This is a genomic window from Paenibacillus sp. FSL R7-0312 (assembly GCF_038004445.1).
Lineage (GTDB): Bacteria > Bacillota > Bacilli > Paenibacillales > Paenibacillaceae > Paenibacillus_AQ.
Genome location: NZ_JBBORE010000001.1, coordinates 6,898,501 through 6,915,913 on the forward strand (window position 1 = coordinate 6,898,501; position 17,413 = coordinate 6,915,913).

General features: G+C 52.7%; 19 protein-coding genes and 1 riboswitch. Of the genes, 3 read left to right on the forward strand and 16 right to left on the reverse strand.

Going from position 1 to position 17,413, the window contains the following annotated elements:
* Window positions 1-6: 6 nt before the first annotated feature.
* Entirely contained in the window at window positions 7-852 is an 846-nt protein-coding gene (locus MKX70_RS29920) for an energy-coupling factor ABC transporter ATP-binding protein (protein WP_340841427.1), read from the reverse strand.
* A gap of 102 nt (window positions 853-954) precedes the next feature.
* Between MKX70_RS29920 and MKX70_RS29925 the strand changes: the two genes are divergently transcribed.
* Complete coding sequence (locus MKX70_RS29925) at window positions 955-1,110, forward strand: hypothetical protein (protein ID WP_156123042.1); 156 nt, start codon at window positions 955-957, stop codon at window positions 1,108-1,110.
* Between the two features lie 2 nt (window positions 1,111-1,112).
* Here the strand turns inward: MKX70_RS29925 and cbiQ are convergent, their stop codons facing one another.
* From cbiQ to MKX70_RS29940, 3 genes are read right to left on the reverse strand one after another with little or no spacing between them, the layout of a single operon-like run.
* A complete protein-coding gene (gene cbiQ, locus MKX70_RS29930; protein ID WP_340789043.1) occupies window positions 1,113-1,901 on the reverse strand; it encodes a cobalt ECF transporter T component CbiQ in 789 nt (262 codons plus the stop codon).
* Window positions 1,898-2,194 (reverse strand): energy-coupling factor ABC transporter substrate-binding protein, encoded by a 297-nt coding sequence (locus MKX70_RS29935; protein WP_340789046.1) that lies wholly within the window; start codon window positions 2,192-2,194, stop codon window positions 1,898-1,900. Before MKX70_RS29935 ends, cbiQ begins: the two co-directional genes overlap by 4 nt.
* On the reverse strand, window positions 2,194-2,958 hold the full coding sequence (locus tag MKX70_RS29940) for an energy-coupling factor ABC transporter permease (protein WP_340789049.1): 765 nt from the start codon (window positions 2,956-2,958) through the stop codon (window positions 2,194-2,196). Before MKX70_RS29940 ends, MKX70_RS29935 begins: the two co-directional genes overlap by 1 nt.
* Before the next feature lie 275 nt (window positions 2,959-3,233).
* Window positions 3,234-3,428, reverse strand: a riboswitch (cobalamin riboswitch).
* A 162-nt stretch (window positions 3,429-3,590) separates the two neighbouring features.
* On the opposite strand from MKX70_RS29940, the gene MKX70_RS29945 reads away from it, so the two are divergent.
* Window positions 3,591-4,547 (forward strand): ArsR/SmtB family transcription factor, encoded by a 957-nt coding sequence (locus MKX70_RS29945; protein WP_042234184.1) that lies wholly within the window; start codon window positions 3,591-3,593, stop codon window positions 4,545-4,547.
* A gap of 92 nt (window positions 4,548-4,639) precedes the next feature.
* On the opposite strand, the gene MKX70_RS29950 is transcribed toward MKX70_RS29945, so the two are convergent.
* The 5 genes from MKX70_RS29950 to MKX70_RS29970 all read right to left on the reverse strand — a co-directional run bounded on the left by MKX70_RS29950 (window position 4,640) and on the right by MKX70_RS29970 (window position 10,250).
* Window positions 4,640-4,915, reverse strand: a complete 276-nt coding sequence (locus MKX70_RS29950; protein WP_042234183.1) for a DUF6171 family protein — start codon at window positions 4,913-4,915, stop codon at window positions 4,640-4,642.
* A 13-nt stretch (window positions 4,916-4,928) separates the two neighbouring features.
* The gene (locus MKX70_RS29955; protein ID WP_042234181.1) at window positions 4,929-6,425 is read right to left on the reverse strand and encodes an alpha-N-arabinofuranosidase; all 1,497 of its coding nucleotides are present in this window, start codon (window positions 6,423-6,425) and stop codon (window positions 4,929-4,931) included.
* A 317-nt stretch (window positions 6,426-6,742) separates the two neighbouring features.
* Window positions 6,743-7,864 carry an IS200/IS605 family element RNA-guided endonuclease TnpB gene (tnpB, locus tag MKX70_RS29960; RefSeq protein WP_042234178.1) on the reverse strand — a complete coding sequence of 374 codons (1,122 nt, stop codon included), beginning with the start codon at window positions 7,862-7,864 and terminating at the stop codon, window positions 6,743-6,745.
* A 210-nt stretch (window positions 7,865-8,074) separates the two neighbouring features.
* Entirely contained in the window at window positions 8,075-8,767 is a 693-nt protein-coding gene (locus MKX70_RS29965; protein WP_042234175.1) for a class D sortase, read from the reverse strand.
* Window positions 8,760-10,250: an ice-binding family protein gene (locus MKX70_RS29970; protein WP_340841428.1), complete on the reverse strand. Its 1,491-nt coding sequence runs from the start codon at window positions 10,248-10,250 to the stop codon at window positions 8,760-8,762. The genes MKX70_RS29965 and MKX70_RS29970 overlap by 8 nt, the downstream gene beginning before the upstream one ends.
* 269 nt (window positions 10,251-10,519) lie before the next feature.
* Between MKX70_RS29970 and MKX70_RS29975 the strand changes: the two genes are divergently transcribed.
* The gene (locus tag MKX70_RS29975) at window positions 10,520-10,930 is read left to right on the forward strand and encodes a peptide deformylase (RefSeq protein ID WP_042234169.1); all 411 of its coding nucleotides are present in this window, start codon (window positions 10,520-10,522) and stop codon (window positions 10,928-10,930) included.
* Window positions 10,931-11,053: 123 nt separating this feature from the next.
* Here MKX70_RS29975 and MKX70_RS29980 read toward each other — a convergent pair whose 3' ends face one another.
* The 7 genes from MKX70_RS29980 to MKX70_RS30010 form a co-directional block, all read right to left on the reverse strand.
* Window positions 11,054-11,995 carry a 5'-3' exonuclease gene (locus MKX70_RS29980; RefSeq protein ID WP_042234167.1) on the reverse strand — a complete coding sequence of 314 codons (942 nt, stop codon included), beginning with the start codon at window positions 11,993-11,995 and terminating at the stop codon, window positions 11,054-11,056.
* 27 nt (window positions 11,996-12,022) lie between these two features.
* Complete coding sequence (locus MKX70_RS29985) at window positions 12,023-12,388, reverse strand: arsenate reductase family protein (RefSeq protein ID WP_042234164.1); 366 nt, start codon at window positions 12,386-12,388, stop codon at window positions 12,023-12,025.
* A 457-nt stretch (window positions 12,389-12,845) separates the two neighbouring features.
* Entirely contained in the window at window positions 12,846-13,967 is a 1,122-nt protein-coding gene (locus MKX70_RS29990; protein WP_042234162.1) for an RluA family pseudouridine synthase, read from the reverse strand.
* Window positions 13,964-14,530, reverse strand: coding sequence for a cob(I)yrinic acid a,c-diamide adenosyltransferase (locus MKX70_RS29995; RefSeq protein ID WP_042234159.1), 567 nt, complete (start codon window positions 14,528-14,530; stop codon window positions 13,964-13,966). Before MKX70_RS29995 ends, MKX70_RS29990 begins: the two co-directional genes overlap by 4 nt.
* 132 nt (window positions 14,531-14,662) lie before the next feature.
* Window positions 14,663-15,427: a class I SAM-dependent methyltransferase gene (locus tag MKX70_RS30000; protein ID WP_052416149.1), complete on the reverse strand. Its 765-nt coding sequence runs from the start codon at window positions 15,425-15,427 to the stop codon at window positions 14,663-14,665.
* A 141-nt stretch (window positions 15,428-15,568) separates the two neighbouring features.
* Window positions 15,569-16,393, reverse strand: coding sequence for a phosphotransferase enzyme family protein (locus MKX70_RS30005; RefSeq protein WP_339842931.1), 825 nt, complete (start codon window positions 16,391-16,393; stop codon window positions 15,569-15,571).
* Window positions 16,394-16,512: 119 nt separating this feature from the next.
* Window positions 16,513-17,409: an alpha/beta fold hydrolase gene (locus MKX70_RS30010; RefSeq protein WP_340841429.1), complete on the reverse strand. Its 897-nt coding sequence runs from the start codon at window positions 17,407-17,409 to the stop codon at window positions 16,513-16,515.
* Window positions 17,410-17,413 lie beyond the last annotated feature (4 nt).

The window sequence follows — 17,413 nt, forward strand, 5'->3', positions numbered from 1 at the left end:
CCTGTATTAACTATTCAGCAGCCTGTTTAGTACGGATTTGAAATCTCCCGCCGTGCGGGGAGCCGGCCGGCCGGCGGTGAGCCGTGCAGGCAGGCTGTACCACAAGTCGGCCAGCAGCGGCAGATCAAGGCCGATGGCCTGCAATTCTTCCCCCCCGGCAAAAATCTCTTCCGGCGTCCCCTCAGCCCGGCACCTCCCCTGATCCAGTACGATAATCCAGTCCGCCCAGCGGTACGCCAAGTTCATATCATGCGTAGTCATAACTATGGTTGTGCCTTTTTCATGTATAAGGTCAAGACCCTGCAGCATCTGTGTCTCAGATAACGGGTCCAGATACGAGGTCGGCTCATCCAGCAGGATCAGCTCCGGCTCCATCGCCATTACTCCGGCGAGTGCGGTGCGTTTTTTCTGCCCCAGACTAAGCTGGTGAACCGGTTTGTCACTCAGCTCCGTCAGGTTCAGCAGTTCCATGACACTGCGGCAGCGCTCAGCTATTGCGGCTTCGTCCATCCCCGTTCCCCGCAGCCCGAAGGACACGTCCTCCAGAGGCGTGCTTAATATGAGCTGCTGCTCCGGGTCCTGAAAAACAAGGCCCACGCTTCGCCGCAGCGCGGCCAGCTCTTTTTTGGCATAGGACAATGTCTTACCTCCCTGCTGAACCGTACCCTTCTGTGGACGCAGAATGCCGACAGCATGCAGGAACAGGGTCGATTTGCCCGAACCATTATGGCCGAGCACCACCGTTTTGCGGCCTTTGGGAATGGAGAGGGTTAGTTCACGCAGCGCGGCTTCCTTCGTATCCGGGTAATGAAACACCACCCCGTCAAAAGCCAGACTATATTCCATGTCCATGGCGTACTCCTCTAATGTGATTTGGCAAATCGAAATTGGATAAATGTTGTATGTTTTACAGCTTTGATACCTAGATACACCGGCCTTCGGGGGGAGTGTTGTATGAAATACAAGAATTGTCCCGTGAAGCCACTTGGAGGAGACGAAATGCTGCCTCTTGTGCAACAATCTTGGAATACATCCGATATATCGGGGAAATTGTTGTACTTTGGGCATGATTTCAAAAAAGCCAGCAGCTTTCCTGCACTAAAATCTTAATTTCAACCGCTCAGCCACAGCCAAAGCTGCGCCAGCGCCAGCACAGCGATCCCCGCATACGCCCGGACCGCATAACGCCGCGGCACAGGCCGCGCGGTATACGGCGGCAGAATGATCTCCCCCGTGAACCCGCGGGTCAGCAGCCCCTGCGATAATCCGTAATAACGGTGCATCGTATTGCCGAAGAGGGCGCCAGCCATGGCCGCCGTCTCCCCCAGCCTGGCCTTGTACCCTCTCCGGCCGCCGCGCAGCCTCCGGGCCAGCATCAGTCCGTGCGCTGCATCATTCAGCAGGAACAGGAAGCGGTACATGATCAGCATCAGCTCCAGCACAATCTGCGGCATACGCAGTCTGCGGAGCACTTGCAGCAGCTCACTGAACGGCGTGGTGAACATCAGGAAGAAGCAGCAGCTTGTGCAGGCAGAGACCCTAACCAGCAGTTCAGCGGCCCGTTCCAGTCCTGCAGCTGTGATATACACCGGAAGAGGCTGCCCCGAAATCCGGAATACGCCAGCTTCCCCGGCAGCGGGGTGGCCGAATTCCACGAGCAGTGCCGGGACACTAAGGCCATAGAACAGCAGCGCCGTTCCAAACAGCAACAAATAGGCGCGATAGGGAATTTTGGCATGCAGGATGCACCATGACATCATCCACAGCGTAATCACAATCTGCAGCACCGGATCCACTGTATAGGAGAGCAGGAACATCAGTGCCGCGAACGAGCTTTTCCACATGGGAGACAGCTGCCTTAAGGCATTATTATAAGAAAGGACATCAATTCGTCTGATCACTTCCTGATGCTGTTCTGCTTCGCCTGGCCTTGTTTCCCTTTCAGCAGCCCCAGTGAATATCCGATCACTCCGGCGCCAATCGCCGCCTGTAATGCGAACAGCATACTCTCCGTCTCACCCGGGATTTCGGTCAGCGGCTTGAACCAGGGTTCATATTCCGGGTTAATTTCTGTGATCACACTCTCGGCAGCATCATCGGCCCCGCCGAACTCCCCTTCTACGAACAACAGCGGCAGCACACACAACAGGACAACGGCCAGCAGCATCAACCCATTGTTCCATTTATTGCTCATTATGCATTTCCCCCTTTAACCTTGCGTTTCAGGAGCGACATTTCATTCGGACTGTACGATTTCAGCCAGTTCCACAATAATACGGTCAGCAGCCCTTCGCTGATGGCCAGCGGAATCTGCGTTACGGCAAAGATCCCTCCGAATTTGAGAAAAGACGCCAGGACCCCGCCATCCGCAGCCGGAAAAGCCACCGCAAGCTGGACGGAAGTCACTACATAAGTCATCAGGTCGGCAACCGCCGCCGCACAGAATAAGGCCAGCTTCTCTCGGTCCGGCAGCTTCATCAACAGCTTATAGACTGCATATCCGGCAAAAGGCCCCGCGACCGCCATCGAGAACGCATTCGCCCCGAGTGTAGTGATTCCCCCGTGCGCCAGAAGCAGCGCCTGAAACAACAGCACAATCGAGCCGATCACGCCCATCGGCAGCGGCCCCAGCATTACAGCACCAAGCCCTGTACCCGTAGGATGAGAGCTGCTTCCGGTAACGGAAGGCATTTTGAGCGCCGATAGAACGAACGTGAACGCCCCTGCCAGACCGAGCAGCAGCTTCAGCTCAGGATTCTCCTTGGTCATCGATCTAAGCCTGATAATCCCGAGCACAAAGAACGGTAAGAACGCCACCCACCAGAACACAGCCCAGCCTACCGGCAGAAACCCTTCCATAATGTGCATAGCCTGGGCCGTCCCAGGTTCATTCAGCAAAAAGAACACTGTAAATCCGGCAATCAGCGCCGCAAAACTCCAAAATCCGCGTTTCTTCATTTGTCAGCCTCCACGTTTCTTAAATATGGCAAACCAAAAAACTCCCGCCCTTCTGGGTGGGAGTGTATGTACGCAGGTATGATTCGATAGAGAGCACTGCCGTGCGCCAACAAAGGGCTCTGCACCCGGTCGCTCCGCATGGTCCGCTCAACGCTGTGTCTGCATAACATTGAGCCGGCTCTGATCTTGATCTTCAAGATTCCCTCCGGTTCTACAGGGGCACATCGCCTCATCTTATTAACCTATCCGTACACCGCTCCTATCCGCGTAGAGTCGTGGTGTGTGTAATCAAGGTAGGTCTCCTGGCTTGGAATACGGGCGCTGCATCCTTCGTCTTCCCCGGGATCTCCCCAAGTGACATCATGAAGTTCAGCTCTTCCTTACAGTGGCGGGACCGCTCGGGACTTGCACCCGATTCCCTGTTATCCCTTGCCTGATCCGGCAAGAGCACCTTGTTACATCGCTAATCCATCCTACATCATAGCGGAACAGGCTCTGCATGTCTGTGATAAAATTGGAGCGGCTGCGAGGCGCAGTATTCATTTGCTTGTTAGGCAATATTCATTTGCTTGTAAGAATATCATTTGAGTAATATAATTATTAACTATATAACCTGAACGTGGAGGCAGCACATGAAACTTGATCTAACCGAACAATCTTTACCCGTGTATGAAGCGTTATCCAGCGCTGTGCGCCTGCAGATGCTGCGGCTGCTGTCCGAACAGCCTATGAACGTCAAGGAACTGGCCGGGGCGCTGAAGCTCAGCAGTGCCATTATGACCATGCATGTGCGCAAGCTGGAAGCTGCCGGACTGATCCGCAGCCACATGGCTCCCGGGCGCAGCGGACTGCAGAAGATTTGTACACTGGCCGCCGAGAGTGCTGAGATTATTTTCCCCGGACAAGCCAGAACACAGCGCAGAGGCTACCGTAAGGAAATACCCGTGGGCCACTACTCTGATTTCCAGATTGAACCGACCTGCGGATTATCTACCACCGAGCGGGTAATCGGCAACTTTGACGATCCGCGGTATTTCTGGGATCAGGAGCGGGTGAATGCAGGCATCCTGTGGTTCGGCAAAGGATTCGTGGAATATAAAATCCCGAACTTCCTGCTGTCCAGCCAGAATCCTGAGGAACTGGTCATCACCATGGAGATTGCCTCCGAAGCCCCGTCCATCAATAATAACTGGCCCTCCGACATCACCTTCACACTGAACGGACAGCGGCTTGGATTCTGGACCAGCCCCGGCGACTACGGGGACAGCCCGGGCAAATACACTCCTTCCTGGTGGCCTGCGCTCACCAACCAATATGGACTGCTTAAGCAGCTGCGGATTACTCCGGCGGGCACGTTCATGGACGGTCAGAAGCTGTCAGAGGTTACGCTGGATCAGGTCAGTATCCGTGATAAACAGTGGACGTTCAAGGTTTCTGTGGAAGACGATGCGGAGCATATCGGTGGTCTTACCTTGTTCGGCAAGGGATTCGGCAACTACAACGAGGATCTGGTCTTTGAACTCTTTTATACAGATGCTGTTGAAGCGTCGGCAAATACCAGCCGGACGGAAGGACCCGGACAGGATTAGACAACAAACAGCGGCAGCAGGAGACCTTAAGATCAGGTCCCCCGCTGCCGCTGTTGCGGTTACGGTATTATTACTAGAGACAGCCATGCGGTTTAATCAGTCACAGGCTGCCACAAGCCGCCGCCCGGCAGCGGACAGCCGCGTGCCTTCAGCCGGGCCACGACCGGTATAATGCAGCCGCAGGCCGTGCAGGTCACGCCATCCTGCAGCTTAGGACAAGCTCTGCATAGAGCAACCCGCTCGGCATAGACTTCATCCGGGGCAGTGTTCCCCGGATTGAACATCGAAGAGGCCAGAATCCGGGCAATCTGCGCTTCCGTCACCTTGTACTCCTCCCGGCATCCCTTGCAGGCTGAAGTGGTTGTCATGCTGCTGTTCTCCTTACGCTTCCGGAGTAATTTCCAGTACAGTTACCGACATTGGCGGCAGAGTAACCGTCAGCGTATCTCCTTCAAGCTTGAAGCCGTTGAACGGCTGCGGTGTTACAGCTTCCGGCTGCTCGAAGGTATTGTGGGCATCGATGGAAGACCCGGCAAGTGTTGTGCCGCTTACGGCCGCTGACAGTCCAGCCAGTCCGCGCAGCTCCAGCGGCAATACTGCCGGTGCAGCGTGATTCAGGTTGCACAGGCTGACATGAATCACGCCCTCTGCTGTTACGGAAGCTGAAGCAGATACTTCAGGAATCTCTACGCCCTCATAGCTGTATACCGGGCTATCCACTGTCAGATCCAGCAGTTCCGCATCCTGATGTACTTTATACATATTGAATACATGATAGGTTGGAGTCAGAAGCATTTTCTCGCCTTCGGTCAGAATTACAGCCTGCAGCACGTTTACGGTCTGGGCAATGTTCGCCATCCGTACACGGTCGCTGTGCTTGTGGAAGATATTCAGGGTCAGACCGGCAACCAGCGCATCACGGATCGTGTTCTGCTGGTAGAGGAATCCCGGGTTGGTACCCGGCTCTACATCATACCAGGTGCCCCATTCATCGACGATCAGGCCCACTCTTTTCTCCGGATCATATTTATCCATAATGACACTGTGGCGGGTAACCAGCTCATCCATGAACAGCGCTTTCTTCAGTGTGGTGAAATATTCATCCGTTCCAAAGCCGGTAGCCGCACCTTTATTCGCCCAATCCGAAGTCGGCAGGGTGTAGTAGTGCAGGGTAAGGGAATCCATGAAGCGGGTGGCTTCGCGCATCAGCACTTCGGTCCAGTTATAGTCATCCGAGTTCGCGCCGCAGGCGATCCGGTGAATCTTGTTATCCCCATAGTTGCGCACATAAGTCTGATATTGGCGGTACAGGTCAGCATAATATTCAGGACGCATATTGCCGCCGCAGCCCCAGTTCTCATTGCCCACGCCGAAATAAGTTACACTCCAAGCCTCTTCCTGGCCGTTCTTCTGGCGCAGCTCAGCCATCGGCGATACACCGTTAAAGGTCAAATACTCAACCCACTCGGACATCTCCTGTACCGTTCCGCTCCCTACATTGCCGTTGATGTACGGCTCACATTCCAGCATGGCGCAGAGCCGCATGAATTCATGTGTACCAAAATGATTGTTCTCAACCGCACCGCCCCAATGGGTATTGATCATGCGCTTGCGTTCTTCACTTGGGCCAATGCCGTCCTTCCAGTGATATTCATCGGCGAAGCAGCCGCCCGGCCAGCGCAATACAGGAATCTTCATTTCCTTAAGCGCTTCCACCACATCGTTACGGATACCCTTAGTATTCGGAATCGGCGAATCTTCCCCTACCCAGATGCCTTCATAGATACAGCGTCCCAGATGCTCAGCGAAATGTCCATAGATGTTGCGGTTAATTGTGCCTTTGCGGATGTCAGTGTTCAGTACAATGCGTTCTGCCATTTCAGTTAACGCTCCTCTTTAGGTTAATATATTTGTTAATCATTTAATACTTATATTAATATTATAGTCAGGCTACCTCCGGTTCGTCAATCTTTAAATTAAGTGGCTCGTGCAACCGTTTCTTAAGAATCTTTCCATCCATCGCTGCGGTGGCGCATAGGTTGAATTCTCCCCCACTTAGCTAACGCTTGAAGTGGCGGATTCTTGCGAACAGAAGAGTACCCTCTTCTTATGGAGCAAGCGATCCCTGCGTTCCCGCAGTTTTACATTTTTGACGCAAGTGAAATGTTGAATTCTATCGTTTGGTTAGGTGGCGGTTAAACCGCTACTTGTTCAATATTGTGAGCGGCGTTTTCGTCACGGTCATGGATCGTCCCGCAGGCCGTACACGTCCATTCCCGAATGGACAGGTTCTTCACCTCGGGGTGGATTGTGCCGCACACATGGCAACGCTGACTGGTCGGCTCAAACGTGTCGGCGATCCGAAGATTTCGTCCATACCATTTCGCTTTATACGTCAGCTGTCGCACCCACTCGCCCCAAGACGCATCAGCAATGGATTTTGAAAGCTTGGGGTTCTGAATCATATTCGCCACACGCAGATGTTCGATACTAATCGTTTGGTTTTCACGAATCAGTCTCGTGGTCAGCTTGTGGAGGAAGTCATTTCGTTTATTGGCAATGCGTTCGTGAATACGAGCGATATGCTGCCTTGCTTTCTTCCAGTTGGAGCCGCCCGGAGTACGCCGAGCCATCCGCCGCTGCCAAAGCGCCAGCTTGTTCTCGTATTGACGGTAAAAGCGAGGATTGGCGATATGTTCGCCGTTTGAGCATACTGCATATTCTTTCAAGCCTAAGTCGATGCCAATAGGTGTATCCACTTGGGGCAGAGGGTTCTTTTGAACTTCGCAAACGAGCGAGACGAAAAATTTCCCGCTGGCGTTTTTACGAACGGTAGCGGACAATATCCGGCCTTCCAGCTTCCGGGAGTTTGCAAAACGTATCCAGCCGAGTTTGGGGAGCTTCAAGCGACTGCCCTCCATGGCGATATTCCCGTTGGTGAATTTGGTCGTGTAACTTTGAATCGGATGCTTTCGGCTCTTGAAGCGTGGCGCTTGATTTTGCTTCTTGAAAAAACGATCAAAGCTATCCGCCACATGACGAGCAGCCGACTGCAAAGCGATGCTATCGACTTCTTTCAGCCAGTCGTATTGTGCTTTTAAACCGGGGAGTTGTGTCGCACAAGCGTGATAAGACAAGCCTTTTCCCGTTTCCGCATAGCTTTGATTCCAAGCTCCCAAGAAGTAATTGAACACAAAACGGCAGCAGCCAAACATTCGACGAATGAGTTGCTGTTGCTCTGTATTGGGGTAGATCCGATATTTATAGGCTTGATGAACCAGGGGTTTCGAAGAAACCTTCTGCGCAGACACGAGCATGTGCAACACCTCCTTTTAGTGATCTCATCCATATTATAGCACATATGTTCGTCTTGAAATCGAAAACTACTGATTCATCCCCACCCTATCGAGGGTGGAGTATTCTCAGCTTTTTTAGATAAAATACTGCTGTGGGTGGTCAGACCCGTTTTCCCTAAAAAAATCCTTTGACACCGAGATGTCAAAGGATAAAGGTAAATCGAAAGATCTTCATGTTGTGGGGGAACGGACTTCAGCGATCAGGTCTGCGATGAGAATATAACGGTCGGGAGCCGCGCCGATAAAGTGAAAGGGGTAGCAGGTGCTTACGGTTAGGACAGCGTGGTCTGTAGGTACGATAATCGTTTTATCGTCTTTATCAACAATCCGTATAGCACTTATCTTATAGGTGAAAGAACCGGCTGATGTATCAACGACAAGCTCGTTTCCTATTTCCAGCTCGCCTAATTTAGCAAAGACTGTATCCCGGTGTCCGGATAGAACCGAATTGTTATTCTCACCCGGCAGGACGCTTTCCGAGAAATGTCCAATTCCCTCCTCCAACTCATCCTCGTCTGTCCCGTGTATAATCGGAAGAATTTGCTGTAATGCCGGAATTATCAGCTTTCCGATAACATCGCCTTCCAGCGGCCTTATGGGATAGAGGATATCATCCTGCGGCGGTATGCTGCTGGAATCGCCTGCTTCTACCGGAACGGCGATGCTGCTCTTTACACTATGGCGCAGATCAGCCTGAATTGGGATAAGATCTGTATTCTCATTATAAGCAACGGGAACGGTTTGCGCCTGGATATGAATCAGGGCCCAAGAGATAGACAAGATCCCCAAAATCATTGATCCCAGGGAGATAATGTATATCTGTTTTCCGGCTTTTACTTTATGCTCAGTGTGCCGTTTATTCACGAAGCTTTCTCCTCCATAAGATTACTCCTCCCATTATGGTTAATAGAGATCCTGAGAGAAGCAAGTTGTACCACGGCGTCGCGGTAGCTGGAAGCTGGCCTCCGGTGACTGTAGGTACAGATACGGGAACCACCTCAAACTTAAACACTGTTCCGTTATGGGAAGTGAATCTCACCAGAATATTATAAGTCCCTACCGGTGCTTTAGCGATCCTATAATTGACACTTTCAGTTCCTTCTGTATTGTATAACTTCCCCCCCAGATCGAAATTCCACACTCCTGTGTCTTCTTGATTATCAGGGAGCTTTGCATCAATAATCATATCCCCGTCCGGAAGTAAGCCTACTTTAACCCATTCCGTTTCAACACTCCAAGCAGGCGCTGCCGGCAGCTCCGCAGGAGGTGAAGCAGCAGGAGTATTGACAGGTGAAGCAGCAGGGCCTGGCGTTGCTGCAGCCGGGATTGGTGTTGCCGTGGCCGGTATTAGCGTTACTGTTGCTGGTATTGGCGTTACTGTAGCCGGTATTGGTGTTGCCGTTGCTGGTATTGGCGTTGCCGTTGCTGGTATTGGTGTTGCCGTTGCTGGCACTGGCGTTGCCGTGGCCGGTATTGGTATTGCCGTTGCTGGTATTGGCACTACCGTTGCTGGTACTGGTGTTGCCGTAACTGGTACTGATGTTTCCGTAACTGGTACTGGCGTAGCCGTTGCCGGTATTGGCGTTGCTGTGTCCGGTATTGGCGCTGGTGCATCTGTTTCTACAGGCGGTTGTACCGGTGGTTCCACAGGCGGCTCCTGGACACAAGCCGGAACGGTAATGTTAGACGGGCCCGGGCCAGTGAATGTAACTGCATCTTGTGACAGAATTCTTCCATTTATAATAGTATTAATACCAACCGTTGTTGCTGAAGATTGACTCAATAAACTGCCATTGAACTCCGTATTTGCCGCGAGTGTCGCGGCCCCGTTCACCACCCAATAGATATTACAGGCTTGTGCCCCGTCTGTTAATAGAATCTTCGTACCGGCCGTTGTATCCAATGTCCCTGCAATTTGGAAGATAAAAATATCATCACCGCTAAGTGTTACATCAGCACTGATATTAACTGCACCTGGATAATTATATATACCGGGCAGCAGGATTTCGCCTCCCAGATCCGCTCCAGCCGTTCCATTTACAGTAGGCACCTGTGAATTTGCATACCCAATGGCATTTCCCAAATCAATGTCAGCAGCATGATAAACACTATCATCTAAATAATTATTCCCATTCGTTATATGTGGAATTACGGTCTGAGTAATAGCTCCCGTATTTCCGGAAACGGAAGTCTCAACCGTTGTCATCGTCTTTGCGAGTAGCCCGAAAGTGGCCGCTGAACCCAAATTCATGTCTATTACCGCAGCTGAAGCGGGCAGCAAAATCCTTGAAAAAGACAGTGTGAAAACCAGCACAATTGCGGTGAGTCCTAGATATTTCAGTTTCATACGCATGCTCCCTTTTTTTGTTGCCAATTTTTACCATTATATACTTATTAATTCTACAGTAGTCTTGTCGAATAAGCAAAGTAAATCTGTAATTCCGCACCTTACACGATATACCACCCCTGCTGAACCCAAATGCACTGCAAAAAACCACCAAATACCCGAAAGTGTCTGACGGCTTTACATTATTGTTCCGGCAAGATTCATTTCACTGTCCATACAAAAGATGATATTATGGCAGTGGCAGCCAAATAAAACACATGGAGAGTACTATGATCAGACCCATATGTAAAGATATGACGATTCTAAGCCAGAAGTCCACATCGGCAACCCCAGAGGATCTGCCAGTGTTAGATGACCTTCTGGATACCTTGCGGGCGAACGCAGACCGCTGTGTCGGCATGGCGGCTGACATGATCGGTGTCAACAAGCGCATGATCGCCTTCAGCATCGGACAAATGAATATTCCAATGATCAATCCGGTCATTGCCCAGCGTGCCCATCCGTATGAAACCGAGGAAGGCTGCCTGTCCCACGAAGGCGTACGCAAAACTACTAGATATGAATCCATTGAGGTAGAGTACTTAGACTATAATTTCAAGCCGCAGAAGCAGACCTTCACCGGCTTTGCGGCGCAGATCATTCAGCATGAGATCGATCACTGCGACGGAATTGTAATCTGAGCCCGGCATATGGTATTCATTTGTTAGGGAAAACGCAAAAAGACCCCTACGCGAGATTTTCGCAAGGGGTCTTCTGCTTGTTCAGGAGGCTCTGGCCTGCCTAAGCCTATAACTAAGCTCTACTCAGCCCAAATCTCCGAGTTCAATCTGTACGATTCCCCGTTCATCCCGGACCTCGGCGATCCCGCCGATCAGATGCATCAGGCTGCCGAACTCCAGCTCATTGAACTTGCGAGCCGCAGTATCCCGCTGCAGTGCCCACAGACAGTCCGCCAGTTCGCAGACCACCGGCACATCGCAGCGGATTTCCGCCAGCTCCCGCGAGAGATGCAGCATATCGAGGTCAGCCTCGATTTTGGCCCGCACGCCTTTGGGCAGCAGATGCAGGTTCTCAATGACACCTTCCACAGTGCCGTATTCGGTCAGCAGCTTGGTGGCTGTTTTCTCACCTATGCCCTTCACACCGGGATAATTGTCGCTGGTGTCGCCCATGAAGCCCTTCAGGTCAATCACCTGTGCAGGGGTGAGGCCACGCTCAGCAAGAAGTTCCGCCGGATCATACACTTTATAGTTGGAGCGGCCTTTTTTCATAATCACGACCTTGACGCTGTCATTCACCAGCTGTAGCATGTCGTGGTCACCTGTGAGAATATAGACCTCCGACTCCCCGCTGTAGCACGAAGCCAGTGTACCGATGCAGTCATCAGCCTCATAACCAACCAGACCGATATTCGGCACGCCCAGCTCGGCCACTACCTCTTTCACGAGGTCAAACTGCGGAATCAGCTCCAGCGGCGCGTCAATCCGGTTCGATTTGTAGCCGTCATACTTCTCCGTACGGAAGGTACCTTTGCCCATATCCCAGCAGCACACCACATGTGAAGGCTCAAACGTACTCACCGCGTCGAAAAAATACTGCAAAAATCCATACACCGCATTCGTCGGAAGCCCGGCGCTGGTCTTGCGGATATATCCTCCATAAGAGGTAGCATAAAAAGCCCGGAACAGCAGAGCCATTCCATCAACGATCATTACCCGGCCCTTAGTGTCTGTTACTGTGCTCATGTGTAACCTCTCCTTGTATTCTGTAATTTAGGTATTGCTCCAGGCCTCAGCGTACTGCTCATCTTTGTAGCCGACTGTAACCTTCCTGCCGTCAGTGACAACCGGACGCTTGATCAGCATCCCGTGGCTGGCGAGCAGCTCAAGTTGCTTATCTTCACTGAGACCGGCCAGCTTGTCCTTCAGATTAAGTTCCTTGTAGACCTCACCGCTCGTATTAAAAAACTTCTTCAGCGGCAGTCCGCTGTTCTTCAGCAGGACACGCAGCTCCTCCACTGTGGGCGGCTGCTCGGCAATATGCTGCAAGTCCAGCTCATGCCCCTGCTCCTTCAGCCATTTCACTGCGGCGCGGCAGGTGCTGCATTTCGGATATTGATACACCTTCAATTGACTCATGTGGTTCTCCTTTTATTATAAGCGCAGCGGAAGTGTTGCAGTGCGCTGATTATTAGGGCTGCCGGCGAAGCCACGTTCGCGGGCCGGATGGGCCGAAACATTGGTGCACCTGCGTTGCTACGTTTAACCACCACTCTAGCCGCCTATTCCGTTAGAGGCATCTGGGCTATGTGCTGAGTGATCGGAATTAAATGGAAATTGTACATTTAGTTAGCATAAATTCGTAGCTTAATAGGAATTAGTTGGATTTTAAACACTTAATTTGAGCGCATTTGATACTTTCCGGCCAAACCTCTGAAATTAGTTGTACTTTTTCCACTTGTTGGATTTAGAGTGGAGAAACAGCTAAAAATAAGTGCAGTCTCGCACTTATTTCACAATCTCAGCTGGCTCCTGGCTGTACCCACCAGCGGAATTCTAAGCGGACCCTCTATCTAACGGCTGCCAGCTGAGACCGTTATTCCCTGGCTGCAATCTCACGCAGCTTCGCCTGCAGCAGCGCCATATCCGGCGGCAGCGGAGCTTCGAAGACCAGATCAGCATGCGTGACCGGATGCCGGAAGGACAGCCGCACCGCATGCAGCGCCTGGCGCGGAATCGACGCGTCCAGCTCCGCGATCTCCGCCAGCTGCGCCGCTTCCTCCGGCGTCAGCTGCCCGCCTCCGGCAGGCGTCAGCCCTGCCGCTTGCTGCCCGCCGCCCGGTTGCGTCGGCTCTGCCCCGCGCTGCCCGCCATCCGGCAGCGCCCCCGCCTCCGGCGCCAGAGCACCCCCAGGCGCCGGGCTTGCCCCAGGCTGCCCATACAAAGGGTGACGGTACATGCCGTCACCGATCAGCGGGCAGCCAATAGAGCTCATATGCACCCGGATCTGATGGGTGCGCCCGCTCTCCAGCTTCAGCTCTACGAGTGAAGCTGCACTTCCATAGACCTCCTTGACCTCGTACCGGGTCAAAGAGGGATAACCGTCCGGCGTCACGATCCGCCGGTGCGGCTCCAGCGGGTCGCGGTCGATCGGACCGTCGATGTCGCCGCTAGGCACAGCGGGAACACCGTGCACAAAAGCAGCATACCGCTTGTCCACCGTCCCGGCGATCATCTGCTCGGAGATATGCTGGTGGCTGTACGGGTTCTTGGCAATGACCAGCACACCGGAGGTCTCCTGGTCCAGCCGGTGGACCGGACGGAAGCGGACCCGCTCCCCTTTCTCTGCCCAGTAATGAACCACTCCGTTGGCGAGTGTCTCTGTATAATGGCCATGGGTCGGATGGACAATGATCCCCGCGGCTTTGTTCACGACTAGCAGATGCCCGTCTTCATATAGAATCTCAAAAGGAATCGGCTGCGGCAGGATATCCTCTGACGTTTCTTCCTCCATCCGGATCTCTACCCGGTCTCCGCTGCTTACCTTGACACTAATATACACACGCTCTCCGTTCAGCGTAATCCCTAGGTCTGTCATTTTCAGACGGGACAACAGCTTACGGGAGACATCCATCCGCTTCTGCAGGATGGTTTTGAGCAGCCAGCCGTCTTCATCCGGCGGCACCATATAAGTAATCGGCGGATAGTAGCTGGTCATTTGTTCCGGAACACCTTTTTGCTGCGCACATACTCTACCTCAGCAACCTCCTGGCGTGTATTGGCAGCACGGGCCAGCGCGAAGAAATAATCAGAGAGTCTGTTCAGATAGACAACAGCCTCCGGGTTAATGTCCGCACTCCGTCCCAGGGTCACAGCCCGGCGCTCCGCGCGGCGGCAGACAGTCCGGCAGACATGCAGCACCGAGGACAGCTGGCTTCCGCCGGGCAGAATGAAGCGCTCCAGCACCGGATTCTCCGCCTGCAGCACATCGATCCAGCCTTCCAGACGGACGGCCATCTCGCTTTTCACCTTATATTTGTTCTCGCTCAGCTTCACGAACGCCAGGTCCGAACCGCAGTCAAACAGCTCATGCTGAATCTCCAGCAGCTGCTCCCGGACATCCGCGAACCGCTCATCTTCCATCAGACTCCGTGCCTGACCCACGAAACAGTTCAGCTCGTCTATGGTGCCATAAGCCTCGACGCGGACATCGTCCTTGCCCACACGGCCGCCGATGACTGAGGTTTCCCCTTTATCCCCCGTACGCGTATAGATCGCCATCGAATTCCCCTCCTAAGTTGCAAATCACATAGTAATAGTGTAATCGTTCTTATGTATGTAGGCAAACAAAGATCATCATTTCTGACATGTAAATAACTCCCTAATGAGCATATGGAATCCCGATCCCCCCGCCTACGGCTTCCGAAAAGTAATGCAGTACATCAGGCCTTTGCATACCTCCTTATATTCGATCTCCAGCATATCCTGCGGAATGAGTCCAAGCACCCCCGGCAACTCCTCCCCCTGCTGAAAATACCCCTTAACCACCGGCACCTTCCCGTACGTCCCCTTAACCAGCTTCTCTGTCTCATCGGCAATCATCAGTCTGGTGCCCGGCTTCGCCACCCGGATCATCTCCAGCACCGCAGCTCCCGGATCACTGAAATAATTAATTCCGCCGACATGGTAGACACAATCGAAGACGTTGTCCCGGAAAGGCAGCTTCTCCGCCTGTCCCTGGAACAAATGGGCCTGCAGCTTCCAGCGCCGCAGATTGCGTACCGCCTGCTTCAGCATCCCGCTGGAGATATCCAGCCCATACAGCTCTGTATGTGCACCCAGATAGGGGAAATTATCACCGCTGCCCACCGAAGTCTCCAGAACTAGGTCACCTTCCCGAAGTTCCAGCGAAGACAGAAACTGCTCTCTGTACCGGCGTTCCCCGCCGAATTTCAGAACGAAATAGGCTTTGTTGGACAGCCGGTAGAAACGCGCTATCCGGTTGTACAGCTCAAGGTACTTTTTGTTGCTGCCCTCGGCATCCGCTTCTCCCAAAAAAGCGAGAAAGCCCTGCTTCAACGGATACTTACGCCCGCTCTCCGGATTAACTGCTCCCGTTCCTTCGAGCTTCAGCTCATCATACGTAAAGGGGTCCCGCAGTATATCGGCTTGTAACATAAATATCATCCTCTTTTTCCGGTACGCTGCAGAAGAGCCCGTACCTTTAGAATCATCGTGAGTATTCATTATATGCCTGCGGCAGGGGTCCGCCATCAGGCCCCGGGTCCACCTCCTCCTCCGCCCCGGGACGTACAAGCATTACAGCAGCCTGAATCCCAGGCAAGGTTCCCCGGCTTCAATCGTCCGCCTCATTCGGGCAAGATATACCTTCTGCCCTTCCGTAAGCGTACCCGGATCTGAGTGCACCATATGATAGGTATAAGAATAGAGATTCCGATAATCTATAAAGTAGCCGATCTGAGCCGTGAATCCGGTATCGGCGTTCCCCCTGCGGTAGCCTTTCATAAAAGCGTGATAGAATGCCAGCACAGCGTCCTTCTTGCCCGCATCTTCCGGCACAGTCTGGGCCATATGATAGACTGCAATGGCAATATCATACGCAAACCAGTGGTATTCCGCATCCCCGAAATCTATCACTGTCAGCGTGCCGTCATGCAGCAGGAAGTTATGCGGATGAAGATCGCCATGAATTAGGCCGAATTCATTCCCGGAGGTGCCAAGGCGGCTGAATTCTTCCTGGTATACCTTCCACTTTTGCGTCAAAAGAGGGTCTGTTTCAATCCTCTCCGCCAGCAGAATTATATTCTCCTGCCAATGTGGACGCGGATGGACTGCCTGGTAGCTCCGGGCACAGGAATGCAGTCTTCCCATCGCCTCTCCCCAGTGCTCGAATACCAGCGGATTCCAGACCGTCTTATCTTCCCGATTCACATATGTACCTTTAACCTTATGGAACAGAATATAATAAAAAGGCTCTGACACCGGGCAAATATATTTCCCGGACTCCAGGCACAACGGTCGGATCGCACTCACTTCACTCTCCTGCAGGTAGTTCAGCCATTCCATCTCCGACAAGGTGTGTTCCCTGGGGACCACGGTGTGATCCAGTATTTTGACGACTATATTCTCCGCTCATCCCCGTTCAAGCTCAAATACATTGTCATTATACCCTCCAAGCAGCTTGACCGCTTCAGGAGGACAGCCGAGCTCTGTGAACACCTGCTGCCGGATACTCTCTGGAATCATCGCACTCCCCCCTGTCCCTGCAAAAATTCTATCAGCTCCCGGTTAACCCGCTCCGGCTGTTCCATATTAATGCCATGGCCTGAGCCCCCAATCACCTTATAGCGGAAATCCCCGTCCTGAAGTATGCCGATAAAATCCTTCTTATGCTGCAGCTTGTAATCCCCGATCAGGAAATACAGCTTATCCCTGACTATAGCCGCGCGGACCTTGTCATAGAGCTCAACCTTCTGGACAAACATTGCCTGCTGGTTATGATTCTTCATGAGCAGCACCACATGCTCGGCCAGTTTAGGGTGTTTTTCCGCAAGTCGTGATTCCGGCGAGCTGAGCTTATTGAATACTTTGAGCAGATTTTTGCGGGTGGGTACCATGATTTCCGGGAACATCATCAGCAGCGTCTGAATCATGCTTTTTAACGGGGCCGTGACCATTCCTCCTTCCATACAGACCGCCTTCAGCACCCTTCCCGGCTCGTTAACCGCATAATTGAAGGCCATGTACGCTCCATTCGACACACCCGCTGCATAGAATTGCTCCAGCTTCAATCCATCAGCGATGCTGTTAATCCAATCCACCTGATTGAAATTCTGCTTATTGAACCTGTCACCCGGCACGCTCTTCCCCGGCCCTCCCAGCGTATCCACCGCAATGCAGCAGAAATGCCGTGACAGCTCCTTCATGTTCAGCAGCCACATCACTGCCGAATTATCGCCTACCCCATGGAACAGGAGCAAGGGCGGTAAGCCGGCCTCTCCCGCTGTTATGCAGTGTGTTGTCCCGTACGGAGTCTCGATATCCAGCTCCCTAACCTCCGTCCCCCAGTCCCCGAGCAGCTCATTATAGGAACGGAGAACCCGTTCTTTGCCGGCATCGCTTTTAAATACCTTGACCATGGCT

What these genes read in the sequence shown, in the direction of transcription:
- MKX70_RS29920 (WP_340841427.1), bottom strand. Translation starts at nt 852, where the DNA reads ATGGACATGGAATATAGTCTGGCTTTTGACGGGGTGGTGTTTCATTAC.
- MKX70_RS29925 (WP_156123042.1), top strand. Translation starts at nt 955, where the DNA reads ATGAAATACAAGAATTGTCCCGTGAAGCCACTTGGAGGAGACGAAATG.
- MKX70_RS29935 (WP_340789046.1), bottom strand. Translation starts at nt 2,194, where the DNA reads ATGAGCAATAAATGGAACAATGGGTTGATGCTGCTGGCCGTTGTCCTG.
- MKX70_RS29940 (WP_340789049.1), bottom strand. Translation starts at nt 2,958, where the DNA reads ATGAAGAAACGCGGATTTTGGAGTTTTGCGGCGCTGATTGCCGGATTT.
- MKX70_RS29945 (WP_042234184.1), top strand. Translation starts at nt 3,591, where the DNA reads ATGAAACTTGATCTAACCGAACAATCTTTACCCGTGTATGAAGCGTTA.
- MKX70_RS29950 (WP_042234183.1), bottom strand. Translation starts at nt 4,915, where the DNA reads ATGACAACCACTTCAGCCTGCAAGGGATGCCGGGAGGAGTACAAGGTG.
- MKX70_RS29955 (WP_042234181.1), bottom strand. Translation starts at nt 6,425, where the DNA reads ATGGCAGAACGCATTGTACTGAACACTGACATCCGCAAAGGCACAATT.
- tnpB (WP_042234178.1), bottom strand. Translation starts at nt 7,864, where the DNA reads ATGCTCGTGTCTGCGCAGAAGGTTTCTTCGAAACCCCTGGTTCATCAA.
- MKX70_RS29970 (WP_340841428.1), bottom strand. Translation starts at nt 10,250, where the DNA reads ATGAAACTGAAATATCTAGGACTCACCGCAATTGTGCTGGTTTTCACA.
- MKX70_RS29975 (WP_042234169.1), top strand. Translation starts at nt 10,520, where the DNA reads ATGATCAGACCCATATGTAAAGATATGACGATTCTAAGCCAGAAGTCC.
- MKX70_RS29980 (WP_042234167.1), bottom strand. Translation starts at nt 11,995, where the DNA reads ATGAGCACAGTAACAGACACTAAGGGCCGGGTAATGATCGTTGATGGA.
- MKX70_RS29985 (WP_042234164.1), bottom strand. Translation starts at nt 12,388, where the DNA reads ATGAGTCAATTGAAGGTGTATCAATATCCGAAATGCAGCACCTGCCGC.
- MKX70_RS29990 (WP_042234162.1), bottom strand. Translation starts at nt 13,967, where the DNA reads ATGACCAGCTACTATCCGCCGATTACTTATATGGTGCCGCCGGATGAA.
- MKX70_RS29995 (WP_042234159.1), bottom strand. Translation starts at nt 14,530, where the DNA reads ATGGCGATCTATACGCGTACGGGGGATAAAGGGGAAACCTCAGTCATC.
- MKX70_RS30000 (WP_052416149.1), bottom strand. Translation starts at nt 15,427, where the DNA reads ATGTTACAAGCCGATATACTGCGGGACCCCTTTACGTATGATGAGCTG.
- MKX70_RS30010 (WP_340841429.1), bottom strand. Translation starts at nt 17,409, where the DNA reads ATGGTCAAGGTATTTAAAAGCGATGCCGGCAAAGAACGGGTTCTCCGT.